This window comes from Pseudoponticoccus marisrubri (genome assembly GCF_001482405.1).
GTDB classification, from domain to species: domain Bacteria; phylum Pseudomonadota; class Alphaproteobacteria; order Rhodobacterales; family Rhodobacteraceae; genus Pseudoponticoccus; species Pseudoponticoccus marisrubri.
On sequence record NZ_LPXO01000006.1, the window covers coordinates 142,228 to 160,060 of the forward strand.

At 69.5% G+C, this 17,833-nt stretch carries 19 protein-coding genes; 8 read left to right on the forward strand and 11 right to left on the reverse strand.

Annotated features, from left to right (window positions below; genetic code table 11):
* The first annotated feature begins 11 nt into the window (after positions 1-11).
* Entirely contained in the window at positions 12-371 is a 360-nt protein-coding gene (gene gcvH, locus AVJ23_RS11765) for a glycine cleavage system protein GcvH (RefSeq protein ID WP_058862387.1), read from the forward strand.
* A 101-nt stretch (positions 372-472) separates the two neighbouring features.
* Positions 473-3,319: an aminomethyl-transferring glycine dehydrogenase gene (gene gcvP / locus AVJ23_RS11770; protein WP_058862388.1), complete on the forward strand. Its 2,847-nt coding sequence runs from the start codon at positions 473-475 to the stop codon at positions 3,317-3,319.
* Positions 3,320-3,437: 118 nt separating this feature from the next.
* Here the strand turns inward: gcvP and AVJ23_RS11775 are convergent, their stop codons facing one another.
* The 3 genes from AVJ23_RS11775 to AVJ23_RS11785 form a co-directional block, all read right to left on the reverse strand.
* Positions 3,438-4,307, reverse strand: coding sequence for an inositol monophosphatase family protein (locus tag AVJ23_RS11775; protein ID WP_058862389.1), 870 nt, complete (start codon positions 4,305-4,307; stop codon positions 3,438-3,440).
* Positions 4,308-4,374: 67 nt separating this feature from the next.
* Positions 4,375-6,891 (reverse strand): ABC transporter permease, encoded by a 2,517-nt coding sequence (locus AVJ23_RS11780; RefSeq protein ID WP_058862390.1) that lies wholly within the window; start codon positions 6,889-6,891, stop codon positions 4,375-4,377.
* The gene (locus tag AVJ23_RS11785; protein WP_058862391.1) at positions 6,888-7,580 is read right to left on the reverse strand and encodes an ABC transporter ATP-binding protein; all 693 of its coding nucleotides are present in this window, start codon (positions 7,578-7,580) and stop codon (positions 6,888-6,890) included. The genes AVJ23_RS11780 and AVJ23_RS11785 overlap by 4 nt, the downstream gene beginning before the upstream one ends.
* Positions 7,581-7,595: 15 nt before the next feature.
* On the opposite strand from AVJ23_RS11785, the gene AVJ23_RS11790 reads away from it, so the two are divergent.
* Positions 7,596-8,273: an arylesterase gene (locus tag AVJ23_RS11790; protein ID WP_058862392.1), complete on the forward strand. Its 678-nt coding sequence runs from the start codon at positions 7,596-7,598 to the stop codon at positions 8,271-8,273.
* A 4-nt stretch (positions 8,274-8,277) separates the two neighbouring features.
* Here the strand turns inward: AVJ23_RS11790 and AVJ23_RS11795 are convergent, their stop codons facing one another.
* The 3 genes from AVJ23_RS11795 to AVJ23_RS11805 form a co-directional block, all read right to left on the reverse strand.
* Positions 8,278-8,466 (reverse strand): hypothetical protein, encoded by a 189-nt coding sequence (locus tag AVJ23_RS11795; protein ID WP_157772669.1) that lies wholly within the window; start codon positions 8,464-8,466, stop codon positions 8,278-8,280.
* 109 nt (positions 8,467-8,575) lie between these two features.
* Complete coding sequence (locus AVJ23_RS11800) at positions 8,576-9,742, reverse strand: geranylgeranyl reductase family protein (RefSeq protein WP_099045502.1); 1,167 nt, start codon at positions 9,740-9,742, stop codon at positions 8,576-8,578.
* Positions 9,739-10,296 carry a L,D-transpeptidase gene (locus AVJ23_RS11805; protein ID WP_058862394.1) on the reverse strand — a complete coding sequence of 186 codons (558 nt, stop codon included), beginning with the start codon at positions 10,294-10,296 and terminating at the stop codon, positions 9,739-9,741. The genes AVJ23_RS11800 and AVJ23_RS11805 overlap by 4 nt, the downstream gene beginning before the upstream one ends.
* A 140-nt stretch (positions 10,297-10,436) precedes the next feature.
* Here AVJ23_RS11805 and trxC point away from each other — a divergent pair, with 140 nt between their 5' ends.
* Positions 10,437-10,877 carry a thioredoxin TrxC gene (gene trxC / locus AVJ23_RS11810; RefSeq protein WP_099045503.1) on the forward strand — a complete coding sequence of 147 codons (441 nt, stop codon included), beginning with the start codon at positions 10,437-10,439 and terminating at the stop codon, positions 10,875-10,877.
* Between the two features lie 6 nt (positions 10,878-10,883).
* On the opposite strand, the gene AVJ23_RS11815 is transcribed toward trxC, so the two are convergent.
* The 3 genes from AVJ23_RS11815 to AVJ23_RS11825 are packed head-to-tail and all read right to left on the reverse strand — an operon-like array spanning position 10,884 to position 12,413.
* Positions 10,884-11,525, reverse strand: coding sequence for a MotE family protein (locus tag AVJ23_RS11815; RefSeq protein ID WP_058862396.1), 642 nt, complete (start codon positions 11,523-11,525; stop codon positions 10,884-10,886).
* Between the two features lie 9 nt (positions 11,526-11,534).
* A complete protein-coding gene (locus AVJ23_RS11820) occupies positions 11,535-11,897 on the reverse strand; it encodes a hypothetical protein (protein WP_058862397.1) in 363 nt (120 codons plus the stop codon).
* A 12-nt stretch (positions 11,898-11,909) separates the two neighbouring features.
* The gene (locus AVJ23_RS11825; protein WP_058862398.1) at positions 11,910-12,413 is read right to left on the reverse strand and encodes a flagellar basal body-associated FliL family protein; all 504 of its coding nucleotides are present in this window, start codon (positions 12,411-12,413) and stop codon (positions 11,910-11,912) included.
* Positions 12,414-12,527: 114 nt separating this feature from the next.
* Between AVJ23_RS11825 and fliF the strand changes: the two genes are divergently transcribed.
* Genes fliF through fliP form a run of 4 tightly spaced genes read left to right on the forward strand, consistent with a single transcriptional unit; the run spans position 12,528 to position 15,790 of the window.
* Positions 12,528-14,141: a flagellar basal-body MS-ring/collar protein FliF gene (gene fliF, locus AVJ23_RS11830; protein WP_058862399.1), complete on the forward strand. Its 1,614-nt coding sequence runs from the start codon at positions 12,528-12,530 to the stop codon at positions 14,139-14,141.
* Complete coding sequence (locus tag AVJ23_RS11835; protein ID WP_058862400.1) at positions 14,138-14,746, forward strand: FliH/SctL family protein; 609 nt, start codon at positions 14,138-14,140, stop codon at positions 14,744-14,746. Before fliF ends, AVJ23_RS11835 begins: the two co-directional genes overlap by 4 nt.
* Positions 14,739-15,026, forward strand: coding sequence for a FliM/FliN family flagellar motor switch protein (locus AVJ23_RS11840; protein WP_058862401.1), 288 nt, complete (start codon positions 14,739-14,741; stop codon positions 15,024-15,026). The genes AVJ23_RS11835 and AVJ23_RS11840 overlap by 8 nt, the downstream gene beginning before the upstream one ends.
* Before the next feature lie 2 nt (positions 15,027-15,028).
* On the forward strand, positions 15,029-15,790 hold the full coding sequence (gene fliP, locus AVJ23_RS11845; protein WP_058862402.1) for a flagellar type III secretion system pore protein FliP: 762 nt from the start codon (positions 15,029-15,031) through the stop codon (positions 15,788-15,790).
* Between the two features lie 16 nt (positions 15,791-15,806).
* On the opposite strand, the gene AVJ23_RS11850 is transcribed toward fliP, so the two are convergent.
* Both AVJ23_RS11850 and trhO read right to left on the reverse strand, forming a co-directional pair.
* On the reverse strand, positions 15,807-16,763 hold the full coding sequence (locus tag AVJ23_RS11850; RefSeq protein ID WP_058862403.1) for an aldose epimerase family protein: 957 nt from the start codon (positions 16,761-16,763) through the stop codon (positions 15,807-15,809).
* Positions 16,764-16,816: 53 nt separating this feature from the next.
* Positions 16,817-17,758, reverse strand: coding sequence for an oxygen-dependent tRNA uridine(34) hydroxylase TrhO (gene trhO, locus AVJ23_RS11855; protein ID WP_058862404.1), 942 nt, complete (start codon positions 17,756-17,758; stop codon positions 16,817-16,819).
* Positions 17,759-17,833 lie beyond the last annotated feature (75 nt).

Genomic DNA, 17,833 nt, shown 5'->3' on the forward strand with positions numbered 1-17,833 from the left:
GGGAGACAGTCATGAGATTCACCGAAGAGCATGAATGGCTGGAGGTCGAGGACGACCTGGTCGTTGTGGGCATCACGCATTACGCGACCGAGCAGCTGGGCGACATCGTCTTTGTCGAGCTGCCCGACGAGGGCCGCGAGGTGACCAAGGATGACGAGGTCGTGGTGATCGAATCGGTCAAGGCCGCCTCGGACATCCTCGCCCCGCTGGATGGCGAGATCGTCGAGGTGAACGAGGCCATCGTCGAGGAGCCCGGCAAGATCAACGAGGACCCCGAGGGCGAGGCCTGGTTCTTCAAGATGAAGATCGCCGACCTGGGCGTGCTCGACGATTTCCTCGACGAGGCGGCCTACAAGAAGCTGATCTCCTGACGCCTGCGCTGGCCCGACCGGCGCGGCAGTCGAGTATTTGGAAAGAGAAGAAGCAGGGCGTTCCGCGATGACGGGGCGCCCGGCCAGATCCGGAGTTTCCGATGACCTACGAGCCCATCGACTACCTGCCCTATGATTTCGCGAACCGGCGCCATATCGGGCCCTCGCCCGACGAGATGGAGGCGATGTTCGACACGCTGGGCGTGCCGGATCTGGACACGCTGATCGACCAGACCGTGCCCGAGGCGATCCGGCAGGAGACGCCGCTCGATTTCGGAAAGGCGCTGTCGGAGCGGGAATTGCTGCACCGGATGCGGCAGGTCGCCGACCAGAACGAGGTGCTGACCTCGCTGATCGGGCAGGGCTATCACGGGACGGTCACGCCGCCGGCGATCCAGCGCAACATCCTCGAGAACCCGGCCTGGTACACGGCCTATACGCCCTACCAGCCCGAGATCAGCCAGGGCCGGCTGGAGGCGCTGCTGAACTACCAGACCATGGTCAGCGACCTGACCGGGCTGGAGATCGCCAATGCCTCGCTGCTGGACGAGGCGACCGCCTGCGCCGAGGCGATGACCATGGCGCAGCGTGTCGCCAAGTCGAAGGCGCGCGCCTTCTTCGTGGACGAGAACTGCCACCCGCAGAACATCGCGGTGATGCGCACCCGGGCCGAGCCGCTGGGCATCGAGCTGATCGTGGGCGCGCCCGACGCGCTGGATCCCGAGGCCGTATTCGGCGCGATCTTCCAGTACCCGGGCACGCATGGCCACCTGCGCGACCTGACCCCGCAGATGGAGGCGCTGCATGGCGCCAAGGCGGTGGGCATCGTCAGTGCCGACCCGATGGCGCTCTGCCTGCTGAAGGAGCCGGGCGCCATGGGGGTTGATATCGCCGTGGGCTCGACCCAGCGCTTCGGCGTGCCGATGGGCTATGGCGGCCCGCATGCGGCCTACATGGCCTGTCGCGACGCGTTCAAGCGCGCCATGCCGGGCCGTATCGTCGGCATCTCGGTGGACAGCCATGGCAACCGCGCCTACCGGCTGGCGCTGCAGACCCGCGAGCAGCATATCCGGCGCGAGAAGGCGACCTCGAATGTCTGCACCGCGCAGGCGCTGCTGGCCGTGATGGCCGGGTTCTACGCCGTGTTCCACGGGCCCAAGGGGCTGCGCGCCATCGCCCAGCGCATCCACCGCAAGACCGTGCGGCTGGCGCGCGGGCTCGAGGCGGCGGGCTTCAAGGTGGAGCCCGAAAGCTATTTCGACACGATCACCGTCAACGTGGGCCTGCTGCAGCGCGGCGTGCTGCAGGCGGCGCGGCGCGAAGGCGTCAACCTGCGCCGCGTGGGCACCGACCGCGTCGGCATCACGCTGGACGAGGTGACCCGCCCCGAGACCATCGAGGCGGTCTGGCGGGCCTTCGGGCTGGTGCGCCGCGACGATGCGCTGGACGCCGAATACCGCCTGCCCGAGGCGCTGATCCGCCAGACGCCCTACCTGCAGCATGACGTGTTCCACATGAACCGTGCCGAGACCGAGATGATGCGCTACATGCGCCGGCTGGCCGATCGCGACCTGGCGCTCGACCGGGCGATGATCCCGCTGGGCTCCTGCACGATGAAGCTCAACGCCGCGGCCGAGATGATGCCGATCTCCTGGCCGGAATTCGCCGCGCTGCACCCCTTCGCGCCGACCGACCAGGCGCGCGGCTATGCCACGCTGATCGAGGATCTCAGCGCCAAGCTCTGCACGATCACCGGCTATGACGCCTTCTCGATGCAGCCCAACTCGGGCGCGCAGGGCGAATATGCCGGGCTGCTGACGATCCGCGACTGGCAGGTCGCGCGCGGACAGGGCCACCGCAATGTCTGCCTGATCCCGGTCAACGCGCATGGCACCAACCCCGCCTCGGCCCACATGGTGGGCTGGACGGTGGTCGCGGTGAAATGCGACGAGATGGGCTCCATCGATCTCGCGGATTTCCGCGCCAAGGCCGAGAAACATGCCGACGCGCTGGCCGCCTGCATGATCACCTATCCCTCGACCCATGGCGTGTTCGAGGAAACCGTGCGCGAGGTCTGCGAGATCACCCATGCGCATGGCGGGCAGGTCTATATCGACGGCGCCAACATGAACGCCATGGTCGGGCTGTCGCGGCCGGGCGATCTCGGCGGCGATGTCAGCCATCTCAACCTCCACAAGACCTTCTGCATCCCGCATGGCGGCGGCGGGCCCGGCATGGGCCCGATCGGGGTCAAGGCGCATCTGGTACCGCACCTGCCCTCGCACCCGCTCGAGCCGGGCGTGGGCTCGGTCTCGGCGGCGCCCTATGGCTCGCCCTCGCTGCTGCCGATCTCCTGGGCCTATGTGCTGATGATGGGCGGCGAGGGCATGACCCAGGCGACCCGCGTGGCGATCCTGAACGCCAATTACATCGCCCGGCGGCTCGAGGGCGCCTATGACGTGCTCTATCGCGGCCATGCCGGACGGGTCGCGCATGAATGCATCCTCGACACGCGGCCCTTCGAGAAATCCGCCGGCATCACCGTCGAGGACATCGCCAAGCGGCTGATGGATGCGGGCTTCCACGCGCCCACGATGAGTTGGCCGGTCGCCGGCACGCTGATGGTCGAGCCCACGGAATCCGAGACCAAGGCCGAACTCGACCGGTTCTGCGATGCCATGCTGGCCATCCGCGAGGAGATCCGCGCCATCGAGGAGGGCCGGATGGACCGCGAGAGCAATCCGCTCAAGCTTGCCCCCCACACGATGGAGGATCTCGTCAAGGACTGGGACCGCCCCTACAGCCGCGAACAGGGCTGCTTCCCCCCGGGCGCCTTCCGGGTCGACAAGTACTGGCCGCCGGTCAACCGCGTCGACAATGTCTATGGCGACCGCAACCTCGTCTGCACCTGCCCGCCGATGAGCGAGCTGCCCGAGGCCGCGGAATAACGCTCCCCCGAACGCAAGACGGGCCGGGATCCACACCCCCGGCCCGCTTCTTCTCTTTCCAAATACTCAAGATCCAGCCGGATCAAGCCGCGCCACGACAGGTCCGGCGCGCGGCCGGTCACTCCGTCTCGATCAGGAAATCGAACACGTCGCGCACCCGGCCCCAGGTCGCCGCGTCGCAGACCGCCAGCAGGTGGCCCGAGCGCCGCTCGGCGCTGTAATCCGAGCCGTCCAGCATGGCCACGTGGCCGCCCGCGCGCTGGGTGATGAGCGCGCCGGCCGGGTGATCCCAGGCGGTCATCTTCGAGGCCAGCACGAAATCCACGTGTCCCTGCGCCAGCATGCGGTACTCGTGGCAGGCGCAGCGCAGCGTGTCGATGCGGCGGAAGCGCGGGAAGGTCGCGGCCATCTGGGCGCGTTTTTCGGCCGGGATCAGCGGCAGCGAGGCATAGCCCAGCAGATCCTCGACCGGACCGCCCTTCGAGGTGGCCAGCTTGCGCCGGACGCGCCGCGGCATCACCATCTCGGCGGCGCTCGCCTCGTCGGCCATGATGAAATCATCGTGGATCGGGTCGTAGAGCATCCCCATCACCGGCTTGCCGAAGCGCAGCATGGCGACCATCACGCCGAAGGTGGACAGCCCGTGCGCGTAGTTCCAGGTCCCGTCCACCGGGTCGATGGTGAAGCACAGCTCGGCCTCGGCGATCTTGTCCAGCACCTTGGGATTGTCCGAGGCATGCTCCTCGCCCACCACCAGCGCATGCGGGAACATGCCCAGGAGGCCGCGGGTGATCATCGCCTCCGCCTGCCGGTCGGCATCGGTGACCAGGTCCTGCGGCCCGGTCTTCTGGTCGATCTGGTGCCGGCCCAGCTGGCGGAAGCGCGGCAGGATCTCGGCCCGCGACGCGCGGCGGATCAGGCTGGTCAGCTGACTCCGCTGGGCATTGCTCAGCGGGGCGGTGATCGTCATCGGCAGGGTCTCGGTCATGGCAGGGTCTCGGCAGCAGCTGCGGTTGGCGCTGCCTTGCCAGCCCTTCCGGCCCAATTCAAGGTGACTATTCGCGCGCGCGAAGCACGGCGGCGGGCCGGGCGGCCAGCGGGCGCCACGCGAACAGCAGCCCCGCCGCCAGCGTGGCCAGCACGCCGCCCGCCACGATGCCCAGCGCCGAGCCCCAGATCACGGTGAAGGTGGTCTCCATGACGAAGGTGCTCACCGCCCAGCCGCCGGCGATCCCGGCGACGATGGCCACCACGCCAGCCGCCGCGCCCAGAAGCGCCGAGCGCAGCGCAAAGCTCTGCAGGATGCGCCCGCGCGCCGCGCCCAGCGTCTTGAGCAGCGCCGATTCGTAGGTCCGCGCCCCCTCGCCGGCCGCGGCGGCCCCGATCAGCACGAGGAACCCGGTCAGCAGCGTCGCTGCGGCCCCCCAGCGCACCGCGCCGGCGATCCCCTCCAGCAGGTCGCTGACCCGGTCGATGGCGTCGCGCACGCGGATCGCGGTGATGTTGGGATAGGCCCCGGCCAGATCGCGCAGGATCTGCGCCTCGGCCGCTTCCTCGGCATAGACGGTCGAGATGAAGGTATGCGGCGCGGCCTCGAGCGCGGCGGGGTTCATCGTCATGACAAAGCCGATCCCCGCGGTCGAGAAATCCACCTCGCGGAACGAGGTGATCGTGGCGGTGATGTCGCGGCCAAGGATGTTCACCGTGATCTCGTCGCCCAGTTGCAGCCCCATCTCGGCGCCTTCCTCGGCGGCAAAGCTGACCTGCGGCGGCCCGTCATAGTCTTTGGGCCACCACGTGCCCGCGGTGACCGTGGTGCGCGCATCGGGCGCGGCGGCATAGGTCACGCCGCGATCGCCGCGCAGCACCCAGTGCGGGCCGGCCACCTCTTCGGCGGGCTGGCCGTTGATGCGCGTGATGATGCCGCGCAGCATGGGCGCGCTGTCGATGCGGCTGACCGCCGGATCGCCTTCCAGCCGCTCGAGGTAGCCAGGCATCTGGTCCTTCTGGATGTCGACGAAGAAATAGGATGGCGCCACCTCGGGCAGGTCGCGCTGGATCGCGCCGCGCAGGTTGCCGTCGATCTGCCCGATCGCGGCCAGCACCGACAGGCCGAGCCCCAGCGACAGCACCACGGCCCCGGCGCTTTCGCCCGGGCCCCCGATGGCCGACAGCGCCCAGCGCCAGACCGGCCGGCCGCGCGCCGCGCGGGTCACGCGCCGGGCCAGCGCCCGGATCAGCCAGGCCGCCCCGGCCAGCACGACCAGCGCGCCGAGGATTCCACCCGCCGTCCAGAAGGTCAGCGCCGCGCTGCCCGACAGCAGCGCCGCAACGCCCACCAGCCCCGCCAGCAGCAGCGCCGTCGCCACCAGGTAACGCGGCGCGGGCAGCAGCCGCGCCCCGCCCAGCGCCTCGCGAAACAGGGTCGCGGCGCGCACATCCTCGGCCCGGGCCAGCGGCCAGAGCGTGAAGAGCAGCGCGGTCAGCACACCGTACAGCGCCGCCTCGGCCAGCGGCGCGGGATGCAGGCTGAACAGGGCCGGCACCGGCAGCGCCGCATTGATCATCGGGCCGAACAGCACCGGCACCAGCGCGCCCAGCACCAGCCCCAGCGCGATCCCCACCAGCGACAGCGCACCGATCTGCAGGAAATAGGTCTGGAAGATCACGTCGCGCGTGGCCCCCAGCGTGCGCAGCGTGGCGATCACGCCGGTCTTGCGCGCAAGGTAGGAGCGCACGGCCGAGGACACGCCGATGCCGCCCACGGCCAGCCCCGACAGGCCCACCAGCACGAGGAAACTGCCCAGCCGCTCGACGAACCGCGCGATGCCCGGGGCGCCGTTGCGCGCATCCCGCCAGCTGAGCCCGGTCTCCTCGAACCGCGCCCGCGCCTCGGCCTCGACCGCGTCAAGGTCGGTGCCCGGCGGCAGGACCATGCGGTACTCGGTCTCGAACAGCGTGCCGGTGGACAACAGCCCCGAGCCCTGCAGGTCCGCCGTCGCCACGATGGTGCGCGGCCCCAGCCCGAACCCGTCGCCCGCATCGTCGGGCTCGGATGTGATCACGGCGCGCAGGGTGAAGTCCTGCGTGCCCAGCCGGAAGCTGTCACCGGGCGCAAGACCCAGACGGTCGGCCAGCACCGGCGCCATCACGCCGCCCTGCCCTGCCAGCGCCTGCGACAGCGGCATCGGCGGGTCCAGCGTGATCTCGCCCAGAAGCGGATAGGCCGCGTCCACCGATTTCACCTGCGTCAGCCCGCGCTCGATCGCATCGCCCTCGCCCACCACGGCCATGGATCGGAAATCGGTGACCTCGGACACCTGCTCGGCCACGCTGTCCATCCAGGCACGCTCGGCCTCGGTGGCGAAGCGGTACGTGAATTCCGCCTGCGCATCGCCGCCCAGCAGGATGGCGCCCTGCTCCTCCAGCCCCGCCTCGATGGCCGAGCGGACCGAGCCGACCCCGGCAATCGCGGCCACGCCCAGCGCGAGGCAGGCCAGGAAGATCCGGAAGCCGCGCAGCCCGCCGCGCAGCTCGCGCCGGGCGAATTTCGCCGCGACCGACAGGCTCATTCCGCGGCCCTCAGCTCGGTTCCGGCCAGCCGCCCGTCATCCAGCCGCACCACGCGGTCGCAGCGCGCGGCCAGGTCGGGCGCGTGGGTGACCAGCACCAGCGTCGCGCCGTGGTCGCGGGTCAGCCCGAAGAGCAGCTCGATGATCGCGTCGCCATTGACCCCGTCAAGGTTGCCCGTCGGCTCGTCCGCCAGCAGGATGCCGGGCCGCGGCGCCAGGGCACGCGCCAGCGCCACGCGCTGCTGCTCGCCCCCCGACATCTGCGAGGGGTAATGATCGGCGCGCCCGCCCAGACCCACGGCCTCCAGCTCGGCCTGCGCGCGCTCGAACGCGTCGCGCTGCCCGGCCAGCTCCAGCGGCGTGGCCACGTTCTCCAGCGCGGTCATGGTCGGGATCAGGTGAAAGGACTGGAAGACCACGCCCATGTGATCGCGGCGGAACCGCGCCAGCGCATCCTCGTCCATCGCGGTCAGGTCCTGGCCCAGCGCATGCACCTGTCCGCCGGTCGCCCGCTCCAGCCCGCCCATCACCATCAGCAGAGAGGATTTGCCCGACCCCGAGGGCCCGACCAGCCCCAGGCTCTCGCCCCGCGCCACATCCAGCGAAATCCCGCGCAGGATCTCGACCATTCCGGCATTGCCCTGCAGGCTGAGCGTGACATCTTTGAGCGAGAGAACGGGATCGGTCATGAGAGGGGTCCGGGCATGTTTCGATGGATCACATATGGGCCGGGGGGCTGGCGCAACAAGGTCGCGGCCGGGCTTCTCTGCGTCGCGGCGGCGGGCGCCAACGCGGCCGAGCTGGACATTCTGGCACTGGGCGACAGCCTGACCCAGGGCTACGGGCTGATCGAGCAGGAGGGGCTGGTGCCGCAACTGCGGGCCTGGCTGGCCGAGCGCGGCCATGACGTGCGCGTCGTCAATGGCGGCGTGTCGGGCGACACCACCGCCGGCGGCCTTGCCCGGGTGGAATGGTCGCTCACCCCCGAGATCGACGCGATGATCGTCGCGCTGGGCGGCAACGACCTCTTGCGCGGCATCGACCCGGGCGTGGCGCGCGACAATCTCGAGGGCATTCTGAAAGTGGCCGAGGCGCAGGATGTCGAGGTCCTGCTCGTCGGCATGCAGGCGCCCGGCAATTACGGCCCCGAGTACAAGGCCGCTTTCGATTCGCTCTACCCCGACCTGGCCGAGCAATATGACACCCTGTATCTCGACAGCTTCTTCGCCGCGTTGGCCGAGGAAGGCGACGAGATGCCCGACATGGGCGCCTTCATGCAGCCCGACGGCATCCACCCCAACGCGCGCGGCGTGGCCCGGATCGTCGAGACGCTGGGCCCCGAGGTCGAGGCCCTGATCGCCCGCGCCGCGCCCGCGGGCTAGTTGGTCACTCCGGCAGCGGCGCGTCGAACCCGCGCCGCGCGATGCGGCTGGCCATGGCCAGCGCGCTGCAGGCAAAGCTGACCGAGAGATAGAGCGAGAACGCCGTCAGCGCGGACATGTCCATGAACAGCCACCCGACAAGCCCGCTGAAGAACCCCAAAACGCTGCCGAACAAGAATGCCATGAGTGCCATGCCCGTCTCCACCTGAACCCACTCTGCCGCGCAAATGCTTCGAAACCGTTAAAGTTGTCAAATCGGGCAAGAATACGTCACTGATCGGGTGAATTGCGGCGCCGGGCGATCAGACCCCGCGCAGCGCACGCCAGCCGAAACCGGGCAGGCGCAGCGCCATCTGCTGCATGATCGCGCCATACTCCGTCTCGCCCGCGAGAAGGCGCAGGTATTCGCCCCGCAGGCTGCGCGAGGCGCGGAAACTGCGGATGAAGGCGGGCCGCAGGTGCTCGCGGAACATGATGTGGCGCAGCAGGCCGGCCTGCCGCAAGCCGCGATGGATCGGCGCGAGCGCCCGGCCATAGCGGCGCAGCGCGCTGTCGGGATCGCCGGCCTCCAGCGCCGCCGTGGCAGCCTCGGCCGCCAGCGCGCCGCTTTTCAACGCATGGGCGATTCCCTCGCCGGTGATCGGGTCGACCAGCCCCGCGGCGTCACCCGCCAGCAGGACACGCCCGCGCCCCGGCACGGCGCGGAAATCGCCGAAAGGCAGGAACTGGCCCTTGACCGGCAGCTCCTCCGAGATGCCCAGCAGGTCCAGGTAGGAGCGCAGCGCGGCCTTCATGTCAGGGTTGCGCGCCATGACACCGCCCACGCCGATCGTGGTTCCGTCCGGTTTCGGGAATTGCCAGCCATAGCCCCAATTTGCGGCCCCGAAATCGATGCGCAGAGGCGCCTCGGGTGCGGCCCCCGGGCGCTCCACCTCGAGCGCGAAGCCGACGCGCGCCCGGTCGAAGGCCTGTCCGAAGAGCACCCGCGCCGTGGGGCTGTTCACGCCGTCGGCACCGATGATCAGGGGCGCACTCAGCAATTTCCCGCCCACGCGCACGCCCGGCGCGTCCAGTGACAACGCGCCCGCATGCCCGGTGCAATCCACCGCACCGGCTCCGATGGCCTCGGCCACCAATGCCGTGTCCAGCGCCCGACGCATGCCAAGATGCAGCGGCGGCGCGTCCTGCACCGTGCCAAGTTCGGCCCCGAAGGCATGAAAGGAGATACAGTCCCGCCGCTCCAGCGGGATGTCCGGCAGGACGCCGCCGAAAATATCGCGGTACTGCGTCAGCGCGCGCCCGGTGATACCGCCACCACAAAGCTTGTCTCGTGGAAAGCGGTGCTTGTCGACAAGCGCCACGCGCAGCCCGGATGTCACCCCGCGCATGGCAGCGGCCGCGCCGGCCGGGCCGGCCCCGATCACGATCAGATCGAAGGATGCCGAACCGGCCCGCGCGCGTTGGTTCACAGCACCGTGACTTTGGTCCCGATCGGGACGCGCTGGTACAGGTCCTTCACGTGCTCGTTCAGCATCCGGATGCACCCGTTCGAGACCGAGCGCCCGATGGATTGCGGGGCGGTCGTCCCGTGGATGCGGAAATACGTGTCGCGCCCGTTCTGGAAAAGATACATCGCGCGCGCCCCCAGCGGATTCTGCGGCCCGCCCGGCTGGACATAATCATTGTCCTTGAACCGCGCATAGGTGTCGGGTTCACGCTCGATCATCTCTTGCGTGGGACGCCAGGTCGGCCATTCCTTCTTGACCTGGATCACCGCTTCGCCGGTGAATTCCAGCCCGGCCTTGCCGACGCCGACGCCGTAGCGCATCGCCTGGCCCGGCGCCTCGACATAGTAGAGGAAATGAGCGCGCGGCAGGATCAGGATCTGGCCCGGGGCCAGGTCGCCCTTGATCTGGACGCGTTGCGGTTTGAATATCGGCTCGACTTCAAAGGCGCGGGCCGGCAGAGCCGCAGACACGGCAGCGGCCGACGCAGCGGCGATAAAGGTACGGCGCGTGAACATCTTGGCCCTCATCATGCAATTGCTCAGGGTCTGGATATCGCCCCGGAGTGTTTGAAAATCAATCCCGGGGGCGGGAGATCCCTTGTCACGACGGCGTGCAGGCCACACATATCGATTCCCATATGTGAATGGAGTCTGCCATGCCCCGCAAGATCACCTGCCTGTCCTGTGCCCGCACAAACCGCCTGCCCGATGACCGGCCCGCGGCGGCCGCGCGCTGCGGGGCCTGCGGGGCTGCGCTCTGGCAAGCCTCGCCGGTCGACATTGATGCCGAGACCCTTGCCAAGGCCGCGCGGGTCGACGAGGTGCCGCTGCTGGTCGATTTCTGGGCACCGTGGTGTGGGCCCTGCCGGATGATGGCGCCCGCGTTCGCCAACGCGGCCACGGACCTGCACGGTCGCGTGCGCTGCGCCAAGGTGGACACGCAGGCGCATCCCGCCGCCGCCACCGCGCAGGGGATTCGCGGCATCCCGACGCTGATCGCCTTTGCCGGCGGGCGCGAGTGCGGCCGCCAGTCCGGCGCGCTGCCCAAGGAGGCGATAACCGCGTTTGCCACCCGGCACCTCGCGTCGACCGGGTAGATCGGCCTATTCATCCGGCACATCCGCATTGCGCCCGGCCAGAACCACGCTGATCGTGTAAGCGGTCTCGGGCGTGAGACCGGCCATGATGTCGGCCGCGGCATTGGCGGGCATCCGCCCCAGGAACCCGGCGGCGAATCGCGGATCCATCTCCTCGAAGAGCGCGGCCGCCTGCTTGGGTTTCATGGTGGCATAGACATCGGTGAGTTGGGCAAGGTCATCTTCGGCGGCGGTCTGCGCCAGTGCCAGCGTGTCGCGCAGCTGCGACTCGGCCTGCGCCAGCGCCTGCATCCGCTCCTCGATTTCCGTCTCGGCGACGGAGAGGGCCTGCAGGCGCATGGCCAGAGCCTCCTCCCGGGCGCGCACCCGCGCCTCGCGCTGATCGAGCGCCTCGATGATGGGCAGGATATCGGCCTCGGCGATGATGCGGGGCGGCGGGGTGCCACTCCCTTCGGGGGCCGCGCCCGCCATGGGAGCGACCTGAGCCGCCGCATCGCCCTCGCCTTCGCGGGCAAAGGCCTCGCCCGCGCCGGTGGCGATTCGCAACACGGCCGAGGCCATGAGCAGCAGCCCGATCGTCGCCAGAGCACCGCGCGTGCGCCGCCTGCGCCGTGTCTTTGGAATCTTTCGATCAGTGGAACCGGCCATGATCGCCCCTCAGTTCCGCGGATGCCGGACAAAAACCGGGTCGGGCGAGTCGGTCTCCTGCCGCGGCGGGGGCGGCGCCGCACCGTTCTGCGGCAGGTCGTGCATCGAGGCCACTAGCAGCTCCAGCCGGCGGGCCACGTCCTCGGCCCGCTCGGTCAGCTCGCTGAGCGACTGTGTCGAATCGTTCGCGCTTTTGCGCGCCTGGCCCAGCGTCTTGGTCAGGTCGTCGACCTGCGCCGACAGCACCGCGACCGCGCCGCCGACCCCGTTCTCGAGATCGGTGAAGCGGGTCAGGCGCCGGGCCAGGATGAAACAGTAGAACCCCGCCCCCAAGGCGCCGGCCACCAGCAGGATATCGGCTATCAATTCCATGATCCTTCCCCCTCAGTTCAGGACGAATTCGAGCACGAGGAGATCGCGGACACGTCCCTCGCCCGCGACCAGCTTGACGCGCCGCAGCATCTGGCCGCGCAGCTTGATCAGCGCGCCCGGCGCCTCCAGGTCGGCGGGTTCCAGCGCGCGCAGGTAGCTGTTGAGCACGTCCTGCACGCGCGGCAGGATGGCCTCGACCTCGCTGCCATGCGCCTTGGGCACCTCGAGGCTGGCGCGGAAGCGCAGGTGGCTGAAGCGCGCCTGCGCGCCCAGCGAGATCACCAGCTGCGGCACCTCGACATAGACCACGTCCGGCAGGGCGATGGTCTCGACCTCGGCCTCGGGCGCGGCAGCGGGCTCCGCCGTCTCCACCGCAGCACCGCCCAGCAGCCCGGACTGCACCGCGAAGAACCCGCCCCCGCCTCCGGCCAGCGCCAGCACGACGCCGATGATCAGCGGCAGCTTCGATGGGCGGGGCGGGGCGGCCTCGCCCTCCGCGACGGTGGTGTCAGACATTCTCAACCTCTTTTCCGACCTGCGACCACTATGGGGGAAAGGGGCTAACCGATTGTTAAGTGGAATGGTCCAATCTCCGGCCAACCGAACAGAAGGTTTGGATCGGAGGACGATTTGCAGCAGATCCTGTCAAGCTGGAACGCATTGGGTGGCCGCCAGCGCATGGTGGTCATCGGCGCGACCCTCGCCATGACCCTTGCGGTCTTCGGCCTGTCGCGCATGGCCACTGCCCCCAACATGGCGCTGCTCTATGCAGGGCTGGAAAACGGCGCCGCGGGCGAGGTGGTGACCGCGCTCGAGGGGCGGAACGTGCCGTTCGACGTGCGCGGCGGCGCGATCTTCGTGCCCGAATCGGAGCGTGACGCGCTGCGCCTGACCCTGGCCAGCGAGGGGCTGCCCGCCAATGGCGGCCAGGGCTACGAGCTGCTTGATTCGCTGTCGGGCTTCGGCACGACCTCGCAGATGTTCGACGCCGCCTACTGGCGCGCCAAGGAGGGCGAGCTGGCGCGCACCATCGTGTCGAACCCGCAGATCGCCAGCGCCCGCGTGCATATCGCCAACAGCAGCGCGAATCCCTTCCAGCGGGATGTCTCGCCCTCGGCCTCGATCTCGGTCTCGACCACGGGCGGGGTGATCTCGGCCCAGCAGGCGCGCGCGTTGCGCTTCCTCGTGGCCTCGGCCGTACCCGGCATGACGCCCGAGGATGTCTCGGTGATCGACGGCAAGGGCGGCCTGATCGGCGCCGATGCCGAGGGCGGCGCCGGGCCCAGCGCCGATGACAAGGCGCTGGCGCTGCGCGACAGGGTGCAGCGGCTGGTCGAGGCGCGCGTCGGCACCGGCAATGCGGTGGTCGAGGTCAGCGTCGACACGGTCACCGAGAGCGAGCTGATCCGCGAGCGCAGTTTCGATCCCGAGGGGCGCGTGGTGGTCTCGACCGATACCGAGGAGATGACCGACCGGTCGCAGAATACCGGCGGCGGCGAGGTCACCGTGGCCTCGAACCTGCCCGATGGCGAGGCGGCCGGGCCCGAAAGCTCGACCTCGCAATCCTCCGAGACGCGCGAGCGGGTGAATTACGAGATCTCCGAGACCACGCGCGAGATCACCCGCGCCCCGGGTGCGATTCGCCGGCTGACCGTCGCGGTGCTGGTCAACGGCACGGTCGAGACCGCCGCCGATGGCAGCCAGTCCTTCGTGCCGCTGCCCGAGACCGAGCAGGCGGCGCTGCGTGATCTCGTGGCCTCGGCCGTGGGGTTCGACGAGGCGCGCGGCGACCAGATCACCATCCGCTCGCTGCCCTTCGAACGGGCCGAGGGGCTGGGCTCGGGCCCTGCCACGCCGGGGCTGTTTGCAGGCGGGATCAACATGATGCGGCTGATCCAGATGGGCGTGCTGGCGCTGGTGGCGCTGATCCTGGGGCTGTTCGTGGTGCGCCCGGTGCTGTCGCGGGCGCCCGACGCGGCGGCGCATGGCGCCCTGCCCGCGCCGGGCCGCGACGCGGCCCCGAGCGCCGCGCTGGATGGCGAGATCGAGCCCGAGGGCGGGTTCGACAACCTGCCCGTGCTGGCCGACCAACCGGATTTCAGTTCCATGGGCATGGCCGATTTCGACGCCCCGGCCGAAGAGGATCCGGTCGAACGGCTGCGCGGCCTGATCGCCGAGCGCAAGGACGAGACGGTCGAGATCCTGCGAAGCTGGCTCGAGGATGAGCGGGAGGAAGCACGATGACCCGCCTTGCCGACCTGCTGGAGGATTTCGCTGCACCGGGCGCCACCGCCCCGGCCGAGGCCGCCGGGCCGACCCTGGACGAGGCCGAAATCGAAGGTCAGAAGCTCGAATCCTTCGAGAACGGCTACCGCGCCGGGTGGGATGATGCGATCAAGTCGCAATCCGAGGACAAGTCGCGCATCTCCAGCGCCTTCGGCCAGCACCTGCAGGATCTCTCCTTCACCTATCACGAGGCCTACAGCCACGTGATGAACGCCATGGCGCCGCTGCTGGACGAGGTGGTCTGCACGATGCTGCCGCAGATCGCCCGCGCCACCCTGGGCGCCCATATCGCCGAGGAACTGCACGGGCTGGCGCGCGAGATCGGACAGCTCAGCGTGGTGGTCGCGGTCTCGCCCGCCAATGTCGAGGCGGTGGCGCCGCTGATCGACGGCCAGTTCGCCTTCCCGATCGAGCTGGTCGCGGATGACACGCTGGCCGAGGAACAGGCCGACATCCGCTTTGCCCATGTCGAGAAACAGATCGACCTCGGCGACCTGCAGCACGCGATCGCCGAAGCGGTGCGCGGCTTCGCCCATGACAACCGGAGGAAGGCGCATGGATAAGCCAGAGACAGAGACCCGCGGCACCGGCCAGACCCCGTTCACCGCCGTCCCGATCGAGATCACCGTCTCGGTCGGCCGCGCCCGCCCGCTGGTGCGCGAATTGCTGCAGCTGGGCGAGGGCTCGGTGCTGACGCTGGACAAGCAGCTGGACGACCCGGTGGAGCTCTACGTGGGCGACAAGCTGATCGGGATCGGCATCCTCGAGGTGGTCGAGGGCGACGGGCCGGGTCGGTTGGCGGTGCGCCTGACCGAGGTGGTCGACCTGCAGAGCCCGTCCTGATCATGGCCCCTCCGCGCCCTGCCGGCCGGCTTGCGCCTCGGCTGTTAACCACGATCCCCGCGCTCGCGCTGCTGCTCGTCGCGGGGCCGGCGGCGGCGCAGTCGGTCTCGATCGACCTTGGCGAGGGCGGCTCGGTCGCGGCGACCTCGGTGCAGCTGATCGCGCTGATCACGCTGCTCAGCCTCGCCCCCGGCATTGCCATCATGGTGACCTGCTTTCCCTTCATGGTCACCGTGCTGGCCATCCTGCGCCAGGCGGTGGGGTTGCAGCAATCGCCACCCAACATGCTGATCGTCAGCCTGGCGCTCTTTCTCACCTATTTCGTCATGGACCCGGTCTTCACCGAGGCCTGGCAGGAGGGGGTGCAGCCGCTCATGGACGAGCAGATCGATGTCGAGACGGCGGCGGTGAACACGCTGGCGCCGTTTCGCGACTTCATGGCCGGGCGCGCCGATCCCAGCACCTATGACGCCATGGCCGAGCTGCGCCCCGACGCCGCCGGCACCCGCCTTGCCCCCGAGGCGCCGCTCTCGGTGCTGGTGCCCAGCTTCATGCTGTCCGAGATCGCCCGCGCCTTCCAGGTAGGCTTCCTGATCTTCCTGCCCTTCCTGATCATCGACCTCGTGGTGGCGGCGGTGCTGATGTCCATGGGAATGATGATGGTGCCGCCGGCGATCGTCTCGCTGCCGTTCAAGCTGGCCTTCTTCGTGATCGCCGATGGCTGGTCGCTGCTCGCCGGCAGCCTCGTGCGCGGCTATTTCTGAGCGACGCGCCGCAGGGCTACGCCCCCGGCGCGATGCGGATCGTCGTGCGCTGGCGATAGGGCGCCTCGGGCCGGCACAGGATCGAGCCGAAACCCGGCGTGTTCAGCGCGTTGGGGAAATCCTGCGCCTCCACGCAGAAGCCGCCGAAGCGCCCATGGCTCTGCCCCGGCCAAGGGGGCGCGGCCTCGTCCAGCCAGTTCGAGCTGTAGAATTGCAGCCCCGGCCGGTCGGTCCAGAGCTCCAGCCGCATCCCGTCCGGGGCCTCAGCCGTCATCTGCGGGCCGGCCCCGGGATCCAGCGCATAGTTCAGGTCATAGCCCTCGCCCGCGGGATCGGCGGCCTCCAGCGTGCGCACCTGCCGGAAATCGAACCGCGTGCCGTCCACGGGCAGACGCTCGCCCGTCGGGATCAGCTTCTCATCATTGGGGGTGACGGCCGAGGCCGCGATGCGGAACGCGTGATCGCGCACCGTCTCGCCGCCCGAGAGGTTGAAATAGAGATGCTGCGCCATGTTCACCGGCGTCTCGCGATCGGGAACGGCGGTCATCTCCCAGGTCAGCGCGCCATCTTCCAGCGCCATGCGCACGGTGAAATCCACCGCGCCGGGATAGCCCATCTCCAGGTGCGGCGAATGCCGGCGCAGCACCACCGCGCGGTCGCCCTCGGGGTCCATCTCCCAATGCGACCAGCCCAGGCCGCCGGGCCCGCCATGGATATGCGTGCCGCCCTCGTTCGCCGGCAGGCGCCAGACCTGCCCGTCCAGCGTGAAGGCCGCGTCCGAGATGCGGTTGACCACGCGCCCCGCGACGATGCCCATGGATTTCGGGTTGGCGCGGTAGATCTCGGGATCGGGATAGCCCAGCACGACGCGCCGCCCCGCGACCTGCCAGTCCTGCACGGCGCAGCCGACGGACAGGACGGTGATGCGCACATCGCCCTCGCTCAGGATGTGGGACTGGATCGGGGGGGTCATGCGCGGCTCCTTCTGGTGTGACGCCCCAGCCCTAGCAGAGCCCGGGGCCTGCGTCACCGCGGACCGGGATCCTCGGGCAGATCGGAGGGTACATCCGCGTGCAGGTGCCGCTCGCCGCGCGCCCGCGCCAGCGCGATCTGCTTCTGCCGCTCGCGGAACCGCGCCTTGTCCTCGGCGCTGGTCTCGTCCACGCAGTGATGGCAGGACACGCCATGCTCGTAGGCCGGGTGGTCGCGATCCTCGGGCAGGATCGGCCGGCGGCAGGCATGGCAGAGCAGGTGCGGCCCCTCGCGCAACCCGTGCCCGACCGAGACGCGCCCGTCGAAGACGAAGCAGTCGCCCTGCCAGGTGCTCTCCGCCTCGGGCACCTCTTCAAGGTATTTCAGGATGCCACCCTTGAGGTGATAGACCTCCTCCACCCCCTGCGAGATCAGCCAGTTGGTCGATTTCTCGCAGCGGATCCCGCCGGTGCAGAACATCGCGATGCGCTTGTTGTGGAAGCGGTGCCGGTTGGCCTCCCACCAGGCGGGGAACTCGCCGAAAGAGGCCGTCTGCGGATCTACCGCGCCCTCGAAGGTGCCGATCGCGGTCTCGTAATCGTTGCGCGTGTCGATCACCGCCACGTCGGGGCTGCGGATCAGGTCGTTCCACTCCGACGGCGCCACGTAATGGCCGACCTGCGCGCGCGGGTCGACATCGGGCTGGCCCATGGTGACGATCTCGCGCTTCAGCCGCACCTTCATCCGGGCGAAGGGCCGGGTGCTGGCGGTGGACAGCTTCCACTCGATCCCGGCACAGCCCGGCAGGCCGCGCACGTGGTCCAGCAGCCGGTCGATCCCGGCGCGGGGGCCGGCCACGGTGCCGTTGATCCCCTCGCGCGCCAGAAGCAGCGTGCCGGTGATCGCCTCGGCCCGGCACAGCTCCAGCAGCGGGCCGCGCAGGGCGGCCGGGTCCTCGAACCGGGTGAAATGATAAAGCGCGCAGACAGTGAACATGTGCCGCAGATAGGCGCAGCCGCCCCCGCTTGCCAAGCCCCCAGGCTGCCGCACCCGGCTTGACCCCCCGGGACG

What these genes read in the sequence shown, in the direction of transcription:
- gcvH (WP_058862387.1), top strand. Translation starts at nt 12, where the DNA reads ATGAGATTCACCGAAGAGCATGAATGGCTGGAGGTCGAGGACGACCTG.
- gcvP (WP_058862388.1), top strand. Translation starts at nt 473, where the DNA reads ATGACCTACGAGCCCATCGACTACCTGCCCTATGATTTCGCGAACCGG.
- AVJ23_RS11775 (WP_058862389.1), bottom strand. Translation starts at nt 4,307, where the DNA reads ATGACCGAGACCCTGCCGATGACGATCACCGCCCCGCTGAGCAATGCC.
- AVJ23_RS11780 (WP_058862390.1), bottom strand. Translation starts at nt 6,891, where the DNA reads ATGAGCCTGTCGGTCGCGGCGAAATTCGCCCGGCGCGAGCTGCGCGGC.
- AVJ23_RS11785 (WP_058862391.1), bottom strand. Translation starts at nt 7,580, where the DNA reads ATGACCGATCCCGTTCTCTCGCTCAAAGATGTCACGCTCAGCCTGCAG.
- AVJ23_RS11790 (WP_058862392.1), top strand. Translation starts at nt 7,596, where the DNA reads ATGTTTCGATGGATCACATATGGGCCGGGGGGCTGGCGCAACAAGGTC.
- AVJ23_RS11795 (WP_157772669.1), bottom strand. Translation starts at nt 8,466, where the DNA reads ATGGCACTCATGGCATTCTTGTTCGGCAGCGTTTTGGGGTTCTTCAGC.
- AVJ23_RS11805 (WP_058862394.1), bottom strand. Translation starts at nt 10,296, where the DNA reads ATGTTCACGCGCCGTACCTTTATCGCCGCTGCGTCGGCCGCTGCCGTG.
- trxC (WP_099045503.1), top strand. Translation starts at nt 10,437, where the DNA reads ATGCCCCGCAAGATCACCTGCCTGTCCTGTGCCCGCACAAACCGCCTG.
- AVJ23_RS11815 (WP_058862396.1), bottom strand. Translation starts at nt 11,525, where the DNA reads ATGGCCGGTTCCACTGATCGAAAGATTCCAAAGACACGGCGCAGGCGG.
- AVJ23_RS11820 (WP_058862397.1), bottom strand. Translation starts at nt 11,897, where the DNA reads ATGGAATTGATAGCCGATATCCTGCTGGTGGCCGGCGCCTTGGGGGCG.
- AVJ23_RS11825 (WP_058862398.1), bottom strand. Translation starts at nt 12,413, where the DNA reads ATGTCTGACACCACCGTCGCGGAGGGCGAGGCCGCCCCGCCCCGCCCA.
- AVJ23_RS11835 (WP_058862400.1), top strand. Translation starts at nt 14,138, where the DNA reads ATGACCCGCCTTGCCGACCTGCTGGAGGATTTCGCTGCACCGGGCGCC.
- AVJ23_RS11840 (WP_058862401.1), top strand. Translation starts at nt 14,739, where the DNA reads ATGGATAAGCCAGAGACAGAGACCCGCGGCACCGGCCAGACCCCGTTC.
- fliP (WP_058862402.1), top strand. Translation starts at nt 15,029, where the DNA reads ATGGCCCCTCCGCGCCCTGCCGGCCGGCTTGCGCCTCGGCTGTTAACC.
- AVJ23_RS11850 (WP_058862403.1), bottom strand. Translation starts at nt 16,763, where the DNA reads ATGACCCCCCCGATCCAGTCCCACATCCTGAGCGAGGGCGATGTGCGC.
- trhO (WP_058862404.1), bottom strand. Translation starts at nt 17,758, where the DNA reads ATGTTCACTGTCTGCGCGCTTTATCATTTCACCCGGTTCGAGGACCCG.